Consider the following 15549-nt stretch of genomic DNA (forward strand, 5'->3'; position numbering starts at 1 on the left):
GACTGATGGTACATGTACTGCTGATTGAAGATGACCCGCTGGTCCAGGACATGCTGCAGGTGGCCCTGCAACTTGCCGGCTATGAGGTCACCCTGGCCAGCAATGGGCGCGAGGGATTGCGCAAATTCGCCGCGCAAAAGCCCGACATCGTCGTCACCGACATCATCATGCCGGAACAGGAGGGGATCGAGACCATCCTCGCCATCCGCAAAATCGACCAGGCCCTGCCGATCATCGCGATGAGCGGCGGTTCCAGCATCGGCGCCCTCGACTTCCTCGACGCCGCCAGGACCTTCGGCGCCAGCCGCATCCTCACCAAGCCCTTCAGCCCCAAGGACCTCATCGCGGCCCTCAAGGACTGCCTGATCGCCCATTGATCCGGCCGCGGGGCAGCAGTCGCCCGCTCACCGCGACAGCGGCACGCCGTCATAGAGCCGGGGCAATGCGCTGTAATCCTCGATGCCGAGGCATTGGCAGACCATCCCGTTGCTGGCCAGCGGGAACAGGCCGTACCGTACCGTGAGAAAGCCGCCCGACCGCGCTGGCCAGTCATATCGATCGATCACAGGTGCGGCGCTGTCATGGCATTGGCGATAGCTGGCCATCAGCTTGGCGATGGCGCCATGATCGCCCTCATCGTTCAATTCGTCGAGATAGAGGCCGGCGAGGTTCATCCCGTTCCACTCATCGACCCTGGTCCCGGTCAGGCGATAGCGCACGCGAAACGGATCCTGTTCGAACGCCGTCAACAGCAGCAGCGGCAGCAGGGAGGGGATGGCGGATAGCTCGACCATCGCCCGCTCCGGCACGCGGCCTTCATTGAGGCTCGACCAGTAGGCGGAGAGGGCTGCGATCGGATCCTGGAACGACTGTCCCATCCCGGTCAAAGACCTCTCGCTGGGCAGGTGGCTGGCGCAATCCGCATGGCGGTTTCCTCGGATACCCCAACGTAGCACTCGTGAATGCGCGACGACGACATTTGATCATCATCCTAGGGAGTCCTGGTCGGCAAGACAAAACTTGCGATCATAATCCTATAACGATGGCCTGAACGGCATCTCCACCCACTTTCGGACTTAATTCCCGCATTGCAGCAGCATTTTGCTGCGCTGCTTCGGCAAATACTGGCATTTTTAGAAGGGTCTTGGCACTCCGCGCGTAGCGCCCTTGCTGGCTCGCGTCCACTCTCCCGCCGCTGCACCCGCGCCTTGACCGCGACGCGCGGCCGCCATTGCAAGAAGCCGACACAGGAACGACGCCTCCCGCCAGCGGGACCGCCGCCGATTGTGCCGCAAGGAGGAAGAATGTCGACCGCCACAAATGTACTGACTGCACCGCCGCGTCAGGGTCCGGCCGCGCGCAAATTATCGCGCACCGTGACACCGACCCAGACCGAGGTGTTTTTCGAGCGCAACGATCTCATCGTCAGCAAGACCGATCTCAAGGGCAATCTCACCTATGTCAACGAGATCTTCCTGCGCATTTCCGAATATTCGGAAGCGGAGCTGCTCGGCCAGCCGCACAGCTTCATCCGTCATCCCAGCATGCCGCGGTGCGTTTTCAAGCTGCTCTGGGACCGGCTGCAGGCCGGTGCCGAGATCTTCGCCTATGTGAAGAACATGACCAAGAGCGGCGCCTATTACTGGGTGCTGGCCCATGCGACACCCAGCGTCACCGCGAGCGGCGAGGTGGTCGGCTACCATTCCAACCGCCGTGTCCCGGAACGCAAGGCCGTCGACGTGATCGTGCCGCTCTACGCCGCGCTGAAATCGATCGAGGACACCGAGACCGACCGCCGTGCCGGCCTCATGAAATCATCGCAGCACCTGCAGGACATTCTCTCGAAGAAGGGTATCGGTTATGACGAATTCATTCACGGCCTCTAAAATCCTCGGGGCCGCCGCCACGGCCGCGGCCATTCTGGCCATCGCCGCGCTGGACATGGCGGAGGTCTACCAGCCGCTGGTGGCGGGTGTTGCGGCGCTCATCGGCCTCATCGGTCTAGGCTTCTTGCTGTTCGGCGCCCGTGCCGGTGGTGGTGGCAACCGCGCCATCGCCTATGCGCGCCAGATCTGTCTCGACGCCGCCGCCGGCAATTTCGAGGCCCGCATCATCAACATCGAGGACAAGGGCGAACTCGGCCAGTTGTTCGGCGCCATCAACAATCTCATCGACCGTTCCGACGCCTATCTGCGTGAATCGGCGGCGGCGATGGATCATGTGGCGCGCGGTGTGTTCTACCGCCGCATCATCGAAACCGGCACGGTCGGCAGTTTCCTCGCCGGGGCACGGCGCATCAACAGCGCCATCGACACGATGTCCGGAAAGATGCAGGAAACGCGCCGCATCGTCGACAAGATCACCCATGTCATGGGCTCGGTCTCCTCGGCGGCGACCGAGCTGGAATCGACCTCGCTCTCGATGCAATCGACGGCGGAACGCGCCAGCTCCCGCGCCGAGGCCGCGACCAGCGGCGCCGAGCAGGCCTCGACCAGTGTGGGCACCGTAGCCGCCGCGGCCGAGGAACTCTCCAGCTCGATCCACGAGATCAGCCAGCAGGTCACCCGCTCGAACGAGATCACGCGGCTGGCCGTGCAGGAAACGCAGAAGACCAGCCAGCAGATGCTCGACCTTGCCAAGGTGACCGAGCGGATCGACGGCGTGGTCGTGCTCATCTCCAACATCGCCAGCCAGACCAACCTGCTGGCCTTGAACGCGACGATCGAAGCCGCCCGCGCCGGAGAGGCCGGCAAGGGCTTCGCCGTGGTGGCGTCCGAGGTGAAGCAGCTCGCCAGCCAGACCGCGCGCGCCACCGAGGAGATCACTGAGCAGATCTCGGCCATCCGCAACGCCACCGGCGCTGCCGTGGACAGTGTTCAGGGCATCGGCCGCACGGTGAGTGAGGTGAGCGAGATCGCCGGCTCCATCGCCGCCGCCATCGAGCAGCAGGGGGCGGCCACCAAGGAGATCGCCGCCAGCGTCGCGCGCGCCTCCGACGGCACCATCGACGTGCGCGAGAATATTGCCGAAGTCATGACCATCGCCAGCGAATCCCGCGAAGCGGCGACCGGCGTGCTCGGCGCTTCGGGCGAACTCGCCAAGCAGGCCGAAGGCCTCACCGCCGAAATGGCCGTCTTCGTCGACGTCATGAACCGCGTCGGGTAAGGCACGCGAGCGCCCGACGGTCGCTTCCTCACCGCTCCGCTGTGAGGAAGCGCGCAATCGCATCCGCCGGCACCTTCGCCTCGGCGCAGATGCGGCGGGCGAGGTTTGCTGCCGCGTCGCGCACCGGGCCCGGCGGGCGGTCCAGCCAATAGGAGGAGGGGTTGAGCGCCGTGCGCTGGTCGAGCATGACGAGCTTCCCCTGTTTAATGAGATCGGCGGCGAGCGGTGGCCGTGCAAGCGCTACACCCAGCCCGTTCATCGCCGCATCCAGCACCAGATTGTAATCCTCGAAGCGGCGGTCATGAGGCCTTGGCTTGTAGTCGAGCTGCTGCGCCATGAACCAGGCGCGCCAGCCAGCCGCATCGGAATCATGGATGAGCGGCTGCTCGAGCAGGCGCGCCGCATCACCATTTCTGCCGATCTCGTCGGCCAGTTGCGGCGCGGCGATCGGGAAGCAGTATTCCTCGAACAGCTGCAGCGAGATGCGACCGGGAATGGCCCCGCGCCCGCAGCGGATGGCGAGGTCGATCCCGTCATCGGCCAGATCCACATGGCGATGATCGGCGCTCAATGTCACGCGCAGGCTCGGCTTGCCGCTCTCGAATTTCTTGAGGCGCGGCATCAGCCACAAGCCGCAGACCGAGGGAATGGTCGACAGCCGCACCACCGCCGACCCTCTCGATTCCGTCCAGCGATCCGAGGTGTCGGCGATGAGCGCGAAGGCCTCATTGGTGCGGAGATACAGCCGCTGCCCTTCCGGCGTCAGGGCGACACCACGCGCCTGCCGGTCGAAGAGTTTGAGGCCCAGCCAATGTTCGAGCTTCGCCACCTGCCGACTGACCGCGCCATGGGTGATGTTGAGGGCGCTGGCGGCCGCCGAGAAGCTGCCGCCCCGCGCCGCCGCCTCGAAAGCACGCAGCGTGTCCAAGGGCGGGAGAGGGTTGGCTGAGCTGTGATCCATGGTCACAGCTCAGCGTCCAACTGTTCGCTTGTCAAGGGGTTCAGGTAAGCGAGATTGCGGCTTCAGGGGCCGACAGCACTGGAGAAACATGCAGATATCCCCCGAAAACGCGACAATATCCCCCGTTTTGCTGACCGAAAAATCGTCTCAGGACGTGAATTTCGCCCGCACGTCGTAATGATGCGCCTTCGCCCAGTCGCGCACCTTGGCCTCGAGATCGGCATCGATGGTGGTGGGCAGCGTCACCACGAAGCGCACATATTGATCGCCGCGCAGCTTTGCTCTTGGGGTTGAGGATCCCCTTGCCCTTTAGGCGTAACTGCGTCCCCGAATTGCTGCCGACCGGCACCTTGAGTGCCACACGGCCATCGATCGTCGGCACCTGCACGGTCCCGCCCAGCACCGCTTCGCTGAGGGTGATCGGGCATTCCAGCAGGATGTCGAGGCCATCGCGCTCGAAAAAGGGATGCGGTTTCACGCCGATCTCGACGAAGGCATCGCCATTGGGGGCGCCACCCTGGCCGGGCATGCCCTGGCCCTTCAAGCGCAGCTGGCTGCCATCCTCGGTGCCGGGCGGGAGCGTCACGTCGAGGGTCTTGCCATCGGCCAATCCCAGCCGCTTCTTGCCGCCATTGACCGCATCGATGAACTCGACCTCGAGCCGGTAGGTGACGTCGGCGCCGCGCATCTTGAGGCCGCTGCGGCCGCGGCCGAACCCGAAGAAATCCTTGAAGATCTCGTCATTCTCGCCCTCGTCGAGGCCGAAATCCTTGGCGGTGCGGGCGCGCCCCCCAGCCTGACCGGGCCGGCCATTGCCCCAGGGTCCGCCGGGCTGGAAACCGGCACGGGGATTGCCATTGTCATCCAATTCGCCGCGATCGTATTTCCGCCGCTTCTCGACATCCGAGAGCATGTCATAGGCGGCGCTGATCTCCTTGAACTGGCTTTCGATCTTCTTGTCGCCGGGGTTGAGATCGGGGTGCAGCTTCTTGGCGAGCTTGCGGTAAGCCTTCTTGATCTCATCTGCCGTGGCGACGCGACCGACGCCGAGCGTCTTATAGGGATCGGGCATAAGTCTTTCCGCCACACGAATAATTCGTCATGGCGGGAAAATAGGGGCTAGCGGATGATTTTCCAAGTGCCATCGAGCTGGCGGCAGGCGGTGCCGGTGCCGGCGGTGGTCTGCCCCTGCGCGGTGACGCCGGTCTGGAACTCGCGGCAGGTCTGGCCGGTGGCGGTCTTCACCGTCTCGATCGGCTTGGTATAGCCGCTGGTCTGGTTCTGCGGATTGGACCAGGTGGCCTGCTGCCCGTCCGGCACGGTGTTGAGCGCGCGGTTGGCGGTCTGGTAGGAGGTCTGCTGATCCTGGCGGTCGAGATAGGCGCCGACCTGGTTGCCGACGACACCGCCGGCCAGGGCACCAAGGCCCGCCGCCCACCACCAATTATCCTCGCCGCCGATGGCAGCACCCGCCGCAGCCCCACCCAGGGCGCCCAGCACGGTGCCGGTGTTCTGCTTGCCACCGCCATAGGAATTGGCCGAGCAGGCGGCGAGCGGCAGCGCGAGGCCGGCCACCAGGACGCCCGCCAGCAACTTGCGGCCCAGCGACTTGCGGTCAAGCCCGGCGGCGTGAATGTGTGCAGACATGTTCATCGGGAATTCCTGTGTCAAAACAACGCGACTCCGCGCCGCAACCATAACGAAAATGGCGTCAACTGGTTCCGATTTCAATGCTATAGAGTTGGCTCAAAGGAATGTGATGGACCCGCAATCATGAGTGATGCCACCGCCGACGCCGACCTCAACCCAGCAGCGCGCCATCCCTGGGGCGAACCGTTCGCAAAATTCGCGGCCTGGCTCGCGGAAGCTGAAGTCTCCGAACCCAACGACCCCAACGGCATGGCCCTGGCGACTGTCGGGCCCGACGGCATGCCCTCGGTGCGCATGGTGCTGCTCAAGGATTTCGACGAACGCGGCTTCGTCTTCTACACGAATTTCGAGAGCAAGAAGGGCACGCAGATCCTCTCCAACATGAAGGCCGCGATTGTGCTCCACTGGAAGTCGCTCCGCCGCCAGATCCGCGTCGAGGGCGAGGTCGAGACGGTGACCGACCAGGAGGCCGACGATTATTATCATTCGCGCCCGCGCAGCAGCCAGCTGGGCGCCTGGGCCTCGATCCAGTCGCGGCCGATGCAGCATCGTTTCGATCTCGAAAAGCGCGTGGCGATGTTCACGGCCAAGCACCCGCTCGGTACCATCCCGCGCCCGCCGCATTGGTCGGGCTTCCGCATCAAGCCGACCTATATCGAGTTCTGGGAAGACCGCCCGTTCCGCCTCCATGACCGGCTGATCTTCAAACCGGCGCCGGATGTGGCCCATGGCCAGGGTTGGGTGACGGAGAAACTGTATCCGTGACAGTCAGGACGACACTGTTACCGCTTCCCAATTCGTCATGGTCGGCCGTCGGCGAATGCCGACATTCGTCGGCTGTGGCCAACCATCCACGAGTCACTTTCTTTGCGCGGATGGAAACTCGTGGGTGGTCGGCCTTCGCCGACCATGACGTTTTAAGATGACCGCTCCCATCACCCGCGAGGAAGCCGGGCGGCTGATGCGGCTGGCCTCCAACGCCGCGGTGGCGGCGGCGCTCCTCATGATCGGCCTCAAATTCTATGCCTATCTCGCGACCGGGTCGGTGAGCCTGCTCTCGACCCTCTTTGATTCAGCGCTCGATATCGCGGCCTCACTGGTCAATCTGCTGGCGGTGCGCCATGCCTTGATGCCGGCCGATGCCGAGCATCGCTTCGGCCATGGCAAGGCGGAACCCTTGGCCGGGTTGATGCAGGTGGCCTTCATCCTCGGCTCCTCGCTGCTGCTGCTGATGGAGGTCTATGACCATTTCGTCCACCCCAAGCCGGTGACCAGGCCGGGCGTCGGCATCGCCGTCATGGGCCTGTCGATCGTCATCACCGGTGCGCTCATCCTGCTGCAGCGCCATGTGGTGGCGCGCACCGGCTCGGTTGCCATCAAGGCCGATTCCGCCCATTACGGCAGCGATTTCCTGGTCAATTTCAGCGTCATCGCGGCGCTGCTCATCTCCTGGAATTTCGGCCTGTGGTGGACCGATCCGCTGTTCGGTCTTCTCGTCGCCCTCTACATCGCCTACACCGCGATCACGATCGGCCGGCAGAGCTATGACATGCTGATGGACCGCGAGATGGACGAGGCGGAACGCGCGCGCATCATCGACATCGTGGAAAGCCACCCGCAGGCGGTGAGCCTCCACGACCTCCGCACCCGCCGCGCGGGGCAGGACATGTTCATCCAGTTCCATCTGGAACTCCCCGACACGATCTCCCTCATCGAAGCGCATCTCATCTCCGACGCGGTCGAAGCCAGCCTCCACGAAGCCTTCCCCAGCGCCGAGATCATCATCCACCAGGACCCGCATTCCGTGGTCGAGCGCCGGCAGGATCTGCGTGCCAGGATGGATCAGACCAGGCCCGGCCGGAGCGCGCTGCTGGATGCGGATGCGAAGCGGGGTGTGTGAGGTGCGCGGTTTGCGAAGCGCCCCTCACCCAGACCCTCTCCCCGCAAGCGGGGCGAGGGAGTTCCCGCCGAGTTTGCTTCTAAGCCCCTCGCCCCATGAAATGGGGAGAGGGGTTGGGGTGAGGGGGAGCGACTGATGACTGGAAATTCAAGGACGACGAACAGATGACGAGCGAGACCAGAAAGACCGTGATCCTGACCGGCGCCAGCCGCGGCATCGGCCATGCGACGGTGCAGCGTTTTTCCGCGGAAGGCTGGCGCATCATCACCTGCTCGCGCGATGCGATCCCCGAAGAATGCAAGCGCGACCCCAACTGGGCGCATCACATCACGGTCGACCTCGCCGAACCCGGCGACGCGCCTCGCTTTGTGGCCGAAGCCCTCGAGGTGCTGGGCGGCGCCCCGGTCCATGCCCTCATCAACAACGCCGCCATTTCGCCTAAGACCTCGTTCAAGGAGCGCCTCGGCACCTTGAACGGCGACGTCGCGGCCTGGCGCGAGGTTTATGAGCTCAACCTGTTTGCGCCGTTGCAGCTCGCCAAGGGCTTCGCGACACCGCTGGCGCGGGGCAAGGGCGCCATCGTCAACATCACCTCGATCGCGGGGCATTCGATCCACCCCTTCGCGGGTGCCGCCTATTCAACCTCGAAGGCAGCCCTCTCCGCGCTCACCCGCGAGATGGCGGGCGAGTTCGCGCCCTTGGGCGTCCGCGTGAATGCCGTGGCACCGGGCGAGATCGAGACCGCCATGATCGGCCCGGAATACGAAGCCCTCATCCCGCGCATCCCGATGGGCCGCATGGGCACACCCGCCGAAGTGGCCGGCGTCGTGTTCCAGCTCTGCGGGCCTGATTTTGCCTATGTGACGGGGACCGAGGTGTTTCTCACGGGCGGGCAGCACTTGCTGTGAATTAAAAATGATAATATAAAAGATTGCACTTCTGGAAACATGATCCACCAAAAGAATATGGAACTCAGATGCCAGATGCTCACTACAGAGTCAGAGTGGAAGGCGATCACTTGCAGAAACTGGCAAGCGCAAAGCCAATACAAGCGGTGTCTGAACTTCTATGGAACGCTGTGGATGCTGACGCGACGCGGATCGACCTAGAGATAGAGTCGGACGAGATCGCGATGCGTTCAGTGGTAATCAGCGACAATGGCCACGGCATCCCGCACGAAGATGTGGAGGCCCTCTTTGGTCAGCTCGGTGGCTCGTGGAAGGGGCTTCGCAATCGCTCCAAGAAGAAGGGCCGTCTTCTTCACGGTAAAGAGGGAAAAGGTCGTTTTAAGGCTCTCGCATTGGGACGAGTAGCGGAATGGAACGTCCGATATCTGAGCGACGAAAAACTCCTCGGATACAAAGTAACTCTGATTAGGGATGATCTTGTAGATGTTCGTGTGACTGAGCCCGAAGAACTAGATGCTGCGCTTGGTACTGGCGTAGAAGTGAGGGTTACAGAACTCGATCGAACATATCGATCTTTAGAGACCAAGTCCGCAATTCAGTCGCTATCTGAGATTTTCGCGTTGTATTTAACTGACTATTCGGATGTAGGCATCTACGTTGATCACCAGCGTCTTGACCCATCAAAGTTGATTGCTAGCCGTGTAAAGTTTGATTTGTCGCCAATAGATGACGGCGGTAAGGTTTATCCCGCCCAGATAGAGGTCATTGAATGGACATCAGCTTCTGAGCGCTGGTTCTTTTTGTGTGGAGCTGAGGGTTTTCCTTTTCTCCGAGTGACCCCAAAGTTTCACGCGCCAAATTTTCAGTTCTCTGCATACCTGAAGTCCTCTTACGTCACGACTCTTCAGTCGCAAGGAATTCTCGATTTGGTGGAGATGAACGCGCCGCTTCAAGCCGCGTGCGATGAGGCCTCTGAGCATATCAAACAACTCTACCGGAGCAGGGAAATAGAAGCGGCTCGATCTGAAGTTGAGCAGTGGAAAGTCGACGAGATTTATCCGTATCCAACGGAGCCTAAGACCACAGTCGAAAAAGCCGAACGCCAGGTGTTTGAAATCGTGGCGCTGAACGTCAATAGGCATCTCCAAGATTTTGCGGACCAAAGCAAGCGCACGAAAGCATTTCAACTCAGAATGCTAAGGCAGGCAATTGAGAGAGGTCCTGACGAACTCCAACACATTCTCACCGAGGTATTGGAGCTGCCGGAGAAAACTCAGAAGGAGTTGTCGAAGTTACTAGAGGAAGCTAATCTCGCGAATGTAATAAGTGCCTCAAAATTAGTTGCCGACCGCCTAAAGTTCATTCGTGGCCTTGAAGCACTTTTATTTGATCCTGAGAGCAAAAAACTGCTGAAGGAACGAAGCCAGCTTCACCAGATGATTGCAGACAACAACACGTGGATTTTCGGTGAGGAGTTTAACCTCACCGTAAGTGATCAATCGCTGACTGAGGTTTTGCGGAAGCACAGAAGGCTGCTTGGCGAAGATATAGTAATTGACAGGCCGGTAAGGCGGATAGACGGCAAAGTCGGCATCGTTGATCTAATGCTGTCGAAATCAGTACCACAAAACCATGCCGAAGACCGAGAGCATCTTGTCGTGGAGTTAAAGAGGCCATCTGTGAAGATAGGGGCCGAAGAAATTACGCAGATTAAGAGCTATGCTTACGCCGTAGCCGATGACGAAAGATTTCGCCACTTGCATACGCGTTGGAGCTTCTGGGTTGTCTCCAACGATTTGGATGGTTTTGCCAGAGCGGAGACACGCCAGAAGGGTAAGCCTCGAGGGCAAATTTTTCAGGCCGAGGACGGAAATATAGAAGTATGGGTAAAGTCATGGTCGGAAATCATAGCGGAATGCCAATCCCGCCTGCGATTCGTGCAAGATCATCTTCAGGCGAACGTCGATAAGAAAAGTGCCCTTAGCTATCTCAAGAAAACTTATGAGAAGTATCTTAGTGGTGTGGCGGAGATAAACTCGGATAATGAAGGCGCACACGAAGAATCGGCAAATGCAGACGCTGATTTAGTTTCTGAAGGAGCGCAGTCTGCTGAGTGACTTGCGTGAAACTTTAGGTTCAGCTTGTGTTTCTCGCAGGAGGGGCCGCAGTTCCATTGCCCTTGGGTCGAGTGTTCGGCCCTGCGCATGAAGTTCTGCCGCAAGAACTTGCGTCATTTGCTTTCCCGACGCTGTTTTAAGAAACGGGGTGCATTTGGCGCAATGGGTGGTCTCAGCCGCTAAGGGAGCTGATATCAGGCTGTGCGCCCTCGCTTCTCGTAGTCCGCATTAGCTTGATGGAAGAAGCACGCTCAACGTCGAAGACTCGTGCCCAACAGGAAATCTGTTCTAGCCAGATCACATGGGAACTTTTCGAGAAAGACATCGGGGGTCGTTGTGGGAGAGTCTAAACGGAAACTTTATGCTTTCGTTGATGAGACAGGAAACACCGGACACAATTTGTTCGATGAAGGGCAGCCCGACTTCTTTACCGCCGCGCTTGTTACCAAAGGAGATTTCGATACTCGTTTCGGCGATTCCATTGCATCAATAGCGCGATCGATCGGGACTGACAGCTTGCATGCGCGGAAGTTGGGTGTTGGAAGGTTGGAGAAGATCGCGCCTTCTCTGCTAAAGGTTCTTATTAAGGCAAACGCTAGTTTCTTCGTTTCAAGAGTAGAAAAGAGGTATCTGCTTGCAACAAAGCTATTCGACTCACTATTTGACTCTGGAGAAAATGCGGGAGTCGCGTGGCATCACTACAATGTGAGACCACTCCGCCTAACTCTCGCGTTTAAAATGGCTTTTCTTGTGGACGAGCAAACGGCAAGACTCTTTTGGGAATGCGTGGTCGGTCAAAAAAGAAACGAGATTGTTCGCAAGCTGCCCACCATCTGCGATCGGCTAATCGAGAATATACTCAGATTGCCGGATAAGCGCTCACAAGAAGTACTCAAGGAAGGATTGGAATGGGCTCGTGATCACCCCGATTCGATTCAGTTGAATGTAGATCAGGAAGCCAGTCGCCATACGCACTTTCCAAATCTTGTTGCCTTCACCAACTTGTTGGATGGCTTGGATACATTTTCGAAAGATCGCAAAACATCTGTCGCCAGAATCACACATGACGAACAGAGTGAATTTGAGCGGACTCTTGCAGCATGCCACAAGATGTTCACCAATGCTCCTGCGGACGAAATTTCTTGGGCAGGTGAAAAGTACTCGCTTCAAAAGGTCGCTGGAAGCACATTTGAAGTTAAGCAAGATTCGAATAGCGCGGGCATCCAAATCTCGGATGTAGTGCTCTGGCTTTATTCTCAGTTTCATAAAAACCGCCCTCTTCCCGAGGGCTGTCAGTCGATCATTATGTATGTGATGGCGAATGGATGGGAAAACGACTTCTCATTTTCTGGCGTTGAACGCATGTTGATTCAAAGTTACGGCAAGGTATTTGCGGAACCTCTTACTCCCGAACAATTGACTGCAGCACAAGACTTGCTCGGTAAATTTGAAGAGGCAAAAACAGCGTCGATGCAGCAGTATGAGCGAGATCAGCTACCGCCGTTTATGCGCAGCACCTCGTCAAGATCAGTTGAGTAGCTCACATTACTTGCGGTAATCTGCCTTCATGATCCTCGTCGGCCAATATGATTCCCCCTATGTCCGCCGCGTGGCCGTTTCGCTGCGGTTACTCAGCTTCGACTACACGCACGACACGCGTTCGGTGTTCGGCGACTTTGATGACATGCGCAGGACCAATCCGCTGGGGCGGATTCCCTCGCTCATCCTCGATGATGGCGAGGTGCTCATTGATTCCGGCGCCATCCTGGATTGGCTCGATGAAACGGTGGGACCGGCGCGGGCGTTGATCCCCACTTCCGGACTTGCGCGGCGGCGGTGCCTGCAACTTCTGGCGCTTAGCTGTGGCGCCAGCGACAAGGCGGGGGCCAGCAATTATGAGCGGCTCATCCGGCCGCAACAATATCGCTGGCCGGAGTGGATCGCACGCCTGCGCATTCAGGCCAAGGGCGCCATCGCGGCGCTGGCGGCGGTGGACTGGCCGGATATCTCCGGCGGCGCCAGGCTGACCCAAGCGGAGATCACCACCGCCTGCCTGTGGCGCTATCTTGAGATGACTGATCCCGAGCTGTTGCTCGATCCGCAATCGGGCGAGAGGTACAGACACCTCGTAGCCCTCTCCGCGCAATGCGAGAGGCTACCGGCCTTCGCCGCCACCTATCCGCCCGACGTGGTCTATCCCCTGAGCGATTGACCTTTTGAGCGATTGACCTTTTGAGCGATTGACCTGCCACTGAAGCGTCATCCAGTCGCTTTTAGAGTCTCGCTGTTTGATACGCCGTGTGGCGCGGTGGTAGCAAGGGGCTCTGGCGCGGAGCTTTCAGTGCGCGCAGCGTCAGGGCCTTGCGGCTTTCAGGATGGCGGCGTAGGCCACCGGAGTTCGGTAGTTGAGCGCGGAATGTGGTCGCGCTGTGTTGTAATCTTCAGCCCACCTGGCAATGACCGACCTGGCGTGATCGAGGCCGCGGAACAGGGTCTCGTTCAGCAGCTCGTCGCGCATCCGGCCGTTGAAGCTCTCGACAAAGCCGTTCTGCATCGGCTTTCCTGGTGTGATGTAGTGCCATTCGACAGCGTGATCCTTGGCCCAGGCGAAGATGGCATTCGAGGTCAGCTCGGTGCCATTGTCCGATACGATCATGCCGGGCTTGCCACGTCGGGTGATGAGCGCTGTCAGTTCCCGCGCCACGCGCTGTCCGAGATCGACGTGTCGGGGATGGCAGCCAGGCACTCCCGGGTCACATCATCAACCACGTTGAGGATGCGGAAGCGGCGGCCGTTCGCCATCTGGTCATGAACGAAATCCAGCGACCAGCGGGCGTTGACTCTGGCCTCGACCAGGATCGGCGCCCGAATGCCGACAGCGCGCCGCCGGGCACGGCGCTTGCGCACGGTCAGACCCTCCTCGCGATAGAGGCGGTAGATCCGGTTGATGCCGGATGCCTCGCCCTCCTGGCGCAGCAGGATGAACAGGCGCCGATAGCCGAAGCGGCGGCGCTCATTGGCCAAATCCCGCAACCTGGCCCGAAGGGCTGGTTCTGGCGGTCGCCTCTAGCAATAGCGGATCATCTTGCGATCGGCGGCTATGACGGAACAGGCCCGGCGCTCGCTTATCTGAAACCGACCCTTCAGAAAAAGCGACAGCCTCACGCTTGGCGGCGGGCCTTACCATTTTTGCCAGAAGCTCCCGCAGCGCCGACGCGTCCAGCATGCTATCGGCCAGCAGTCGCTTCAGCTTGCCGTTCTCGTCCTCCAGGGCCCGCAGCCGCTTGGCCTCAGAAACATCCAGCCCGCCAAACTTGGCCTTCCAGTTGTAGAGCGTCGCCTCCGATACCCCGTGCTTGCGGGCCAGATCCGCCGTCTTCGCCCCGCCTCATGTTCCCGCAGCACCGCGATAATCTGCTCTTCCGTAAACCGCCTCTTCTTCATCGTCTGTCTCCATTGCTGGGCCAGACTCTAATCCGTTTTGGAGGAATTCTTCAGTGGCAGGTCAGAGGGTCGATCCCCCGCCTGGCGCGCCTGCTTCCGCGGGCTTCTTAGACGTGACCGGCGCCAAGGATGCCGAGCAGCCACAGCACGACGAGAACGACGAGGATGAGGCCCAGCACGCCGCCGAGGCCGCGGCCGCCGAAATTGCGATGGGCGTAATAGCCACCGCCGCCGCCGAACAGAATGATCAGGATTATGACAATAAGTATCGTGCTCATGATGGGGTGCCCCTGCGTGAATGAGTGCCGGCACGGCCGGCATGCAAGCTGGATAACTGTGCTTTGCGGGGAAAGTTCCCACCCAGTCCCGGCGCGCCGGTTTATTGCGCCACCGCCGCAACCCAGGGGCGCGGCCGACGTTGGGGTCATGCGCAATCCCGCAGCCGCAGGGCCAAACCGCTATGTCAGCGACCGCCTGGGCCGGGCAAAGGTCAAGGAGACCCACATGAACGACACCACCAGAAGCAGCAATAACGGGCTCTACTTCATCGTCGGCGGCCTTGTGGTCGCGGCCGCTCTCGCCTTCTTCGCCTATCAGAACGGCTATATCGGCAGCGGCTCCAGTGCCGGCAGCACCAGCAGCAGCACGACGACCGAGCAGACCACGACGGCGCCGGCCACCGGCAACACCACGACCACCACGACCAAAGAGACCGTGACGCCCTAACGCCTCACCACCGCGTCACCGTTCTGCCAGAGCCAGCTTCGCCCCCAGCGCCACGAAGGCGGCGGCGAAGCTGCGCCGCAACCAGGCCAGCACGCGCGGGCGCTGGATGACATGGTCCCGCATCGCCGCGGCCATGACGCCGTAGAGCGCGAACACGACGAAGGTCATCGCCATGAACACGCCGGACAGCTCCAGCATGGTTGCCAGCGGCTGCGTTTCGCCCGCGTCGATGAATTGCGGCAGGAAGGCCAGGAAGAAGATCGAGAGCTTGGGGTTGAGGATGTTGACGAGGATCGCCGTCACCGTCACCTGGAGGGCCGAGCGCGCGCCGAGTTCCGTTTCGATGCGCAGCGTGCCGCGCTCGCGCCAGGTCATCCAGGCCATGTAGAGGAGATAGGCGACACCGAGATATTTGAAGAGTTCGAAGGCCAGGGCGCTGGTGTGGAGGAGGGCGGCCAAGCCCAGGATCGCCGCGGCGAGATGCGGCACGATGCCCAGGGTGCAGCCGAACGCCGCCACGATGCTGGCGCGCCGCCCGCGGGTGAGGCCCGCCGCCAGCGTGTAGAGAACGCCGGTGCCGGGCGAGGCCACGATGATGAGGCAGGTGAGGAGGAATTCCGGCGACATCGCTGGACTCCGGCTGTTGGCGGAAATGGTCCGGAACTGTGGCGTTCTCCC

The 15549-nt window shown here is 60.6% G+C and carries 15 protein-coding genes and 2 pseudogenes; 10 read left to right on the forward strand and 7 right to left on the reverse strand.

The genetic code is table 11. The features are described 5' to 3' along the window. Positions 1-5 precede the first annotated feature (5 nt). Entirely contained in the window at positions 6-377 is a 372-nt protein-coding gene (locus tag IPK59_17095) for a response regulator (protein MBK8160409.1), read from the forward strand. 27 nt (positions 378-404) lie between these two features. Here IPK59_17095 and IPK59_17100 read toward each other — a convergent pair whose 3' ends face one another. Continuing rightward, positions 405-878 (reverse strand): PAS domain-containing protein, encoded by a 474-nt coding sequence (locus IPK59_17100; GenBank protein ID MBK8160410.1) that lies wholly within the window; start codon positions 876-878, stop codon positions 405-407. 426 nt (positions 879-1304) lie between these two features. On the opposite strand from IPK59_17100, the gene IPK59_17105 reads away from it, so the two are divergent. Together IPK59_17105 and IPK59_17110 are read left to right on the forward strand one after the other, a co-directional pair. After that, positions 1305-1886, forward strand: a complete 582-nt coding sequence (locus IPK59_17105) for a PAS domain-containing protein (GenBank protein ID MBK8160411.1) — start codon at positions 1305-1307, stop codon at positions 1884-1886. Then, a complete protein-coding gene (locus IPK59_17110) occupies positions 1861-3165 on the forward strand; it encodes a hypothetical protein (GenBank protein MBK8160412.1) in 1305 nt (434 codons plus the stop codon). Before IPK59_17105 ends, IPK59_17110 begins: the two co-directional genes overlap by 26 nt. A 28-nt stretch (positions 3166-3193) precedes the next feature. Here IPK59_17110 and IPK59_17115 read toward each other — a convergent pair whose 3' ends face one another. The 3 genes and pseudogenes from IPK59_17115 to IPK59_17125 all read right to left on the reverse strand — a co-directional run bounded on the left by IPK59_17115 (position 3194) and on the right by IPK59_17125 (position 5779). Further along, complete coding sequence (locus IPK59_17115) at positions 3194-4126, reverse strand: LysR family transcriptional regulator (GenBank protein MBK8160413.1); 933 nt, start codon at positions 4124-4126, stop codon at positions 3194-3196. A gap of 147 nt (positions 4127-4273) precedes the next feature. Continuing rightward, positions 4274-5198, reverse strand: a pseudogene (locus IPK59_17120) (DnaJ domain-containing protein). Positions 5199-5245: 47 nt separating this feature from the next. Next, positions 5246-5779: a glycine zipper 2TM domain-containing protein gene (locus tag IPK59_17125; GenBank protein ID MBK8160414.1), complete on the reverse strand. Its 534-nt coding sequence runs from the start codon at positions 5777-5779 to the stop codon at positions 5246-5248. 120 nt (positions 5780-5899) lie between these two features. Between IPK59_17125 and pdxH the strand changes: the two genes are divergently transcribed. The 6 genes from pdxH to IPK59_17155 all read left to right on the forward strand — a co-directional run bounded on the left by pdxH (position 5900) and on the right by IPK59_17155 (position 12913). After that, positions 5900-6541, forward strand: coding sequence for a pyridoxamine 5'-phosphate oxidase (gene pdxH / locus IPK59_17130; protein ID MBK8160415.1), 642 nt, complete (start codon positions 5900-5902; stop codon positions 6539-6541). Positions 6542-6698: 157 nt separating this feature from the next. Continuing rightward, a complete protein-coding gene (locus tag IPK59_17135; protein MBK8160416.1) occupies positions 6699-7676 on the forward strand; it encodes a cation diffusion facilitator family transporter in 978 nt (325 codons plus the stop codon). A 164-nt stretch (positions 7677-7840) separates the two neighbouring features. After that, the gene (locus IPK59_17140; protein MBK8160417.1) at positions 7841-8584 is read left to right on the forward strand and encodes an SDR family oxidoreductase; all 744 of its coding nucleotides are present in this window, start codon (positions 7841-7843) and stop codon (positions 8582-8584) included. A 68-nt stretch (positions 8585-8652) separates the two neighbouring features. Then, positions 8653-10701 carry an ATP-binding protein gene (locus tag IPK59_17145; GenBank protein ID MBK8160418.1) on the forward strand — a complete coding sequence of 683 codons (2049 nt, stop codon included), beginning with the start codon at positions 8653-8655 and terminating at the stop codon, positions 10699-10701. 336 nt (positions 10702-11037) lie between these two features. Beyond that, positions 11038-12240 carry a DUF3800 domain-containing protein gene (locus IPK59_17150; GenBank protein ID MBK8160419.1) on the forward strand — a complete coding sequence of 401 codons (1203 nt, stop codon included), beginning with the start codon at positions 11038-11040 and terminating at the stop codon, positions 12238-12240. A gap of 28 nt (positions 12241-12268) precedes the next feature. After that, a complete protein-coding gene (locus IPK59_17155) occupies positions 12269-12913 on the forward strand; it encodes a glutathione S-transferase family protein (protein ID MBK8160420.1) in 645 nt (214 codons plus the stop codon). A gap of 141 nt (positions 12914-13054) precedes the next feature. On the opposite strand, the pseudogene IPK59_17160 reads toward IPK59_17155, so the two are convergent. Next, positions 13055-14145 (reverse strand): annotated as a pseudogene (locus IPK59_17160) (IS3 family transposase). Positions 14146-14252: 107 nt separating this feature from the next. After that, positions 14253-14423 carry a DUF3309 family protein gene (locus tag IPK59_17165; GenBank protein MBK8160421.1) on the reverse strand — a complete coding sequence of 57 codons (171 nt, stop codon included), beginning with the start codon at positions 14421-14423 and terminating at the stop codon, positions 14253-14255. 226 nt (positions 14424-14649) lie between these two features. Here IPK59_17165 and IPK59_17170 point away from each other — a divergent pair, with 226 nt between their 5' ends. Beyond that, complete coding sequence (locus IPK59_17170; GenBank protein ID MBK8160422.1) at positions 14650-14871, forward strand: hypothetical protein; 222 nt, start codon at positions 14650-14652, stop codon at positions 14869-14871. A 15-nt stretch (positions 14872-14886) separates the two neighbouring features. On the opposite strand, the gene IPK59_17175 is transcribed toward IPK59_17170, so the two are convergent. Then, on the reverse strand, positions 14887-15498 hold the full coding sequence (locus IPK59_17175; GenBank protein ID MBK8160423.1) for a LysE family translocator: 612 nt from the start codon (positions 15496-15498) through the stop codon (positions 14887-14889). Positions 15499-15549: the final 51 nt, after the last annotated feature.

Source organism: Rhodospirillaceae bacterium, assembly GCA_016712715.1.
Classification (GTDB): Bacteria; Pseudomonadota; Alphaproteobacteria; order Dongiales; family Dongiaceae; genus Dongia.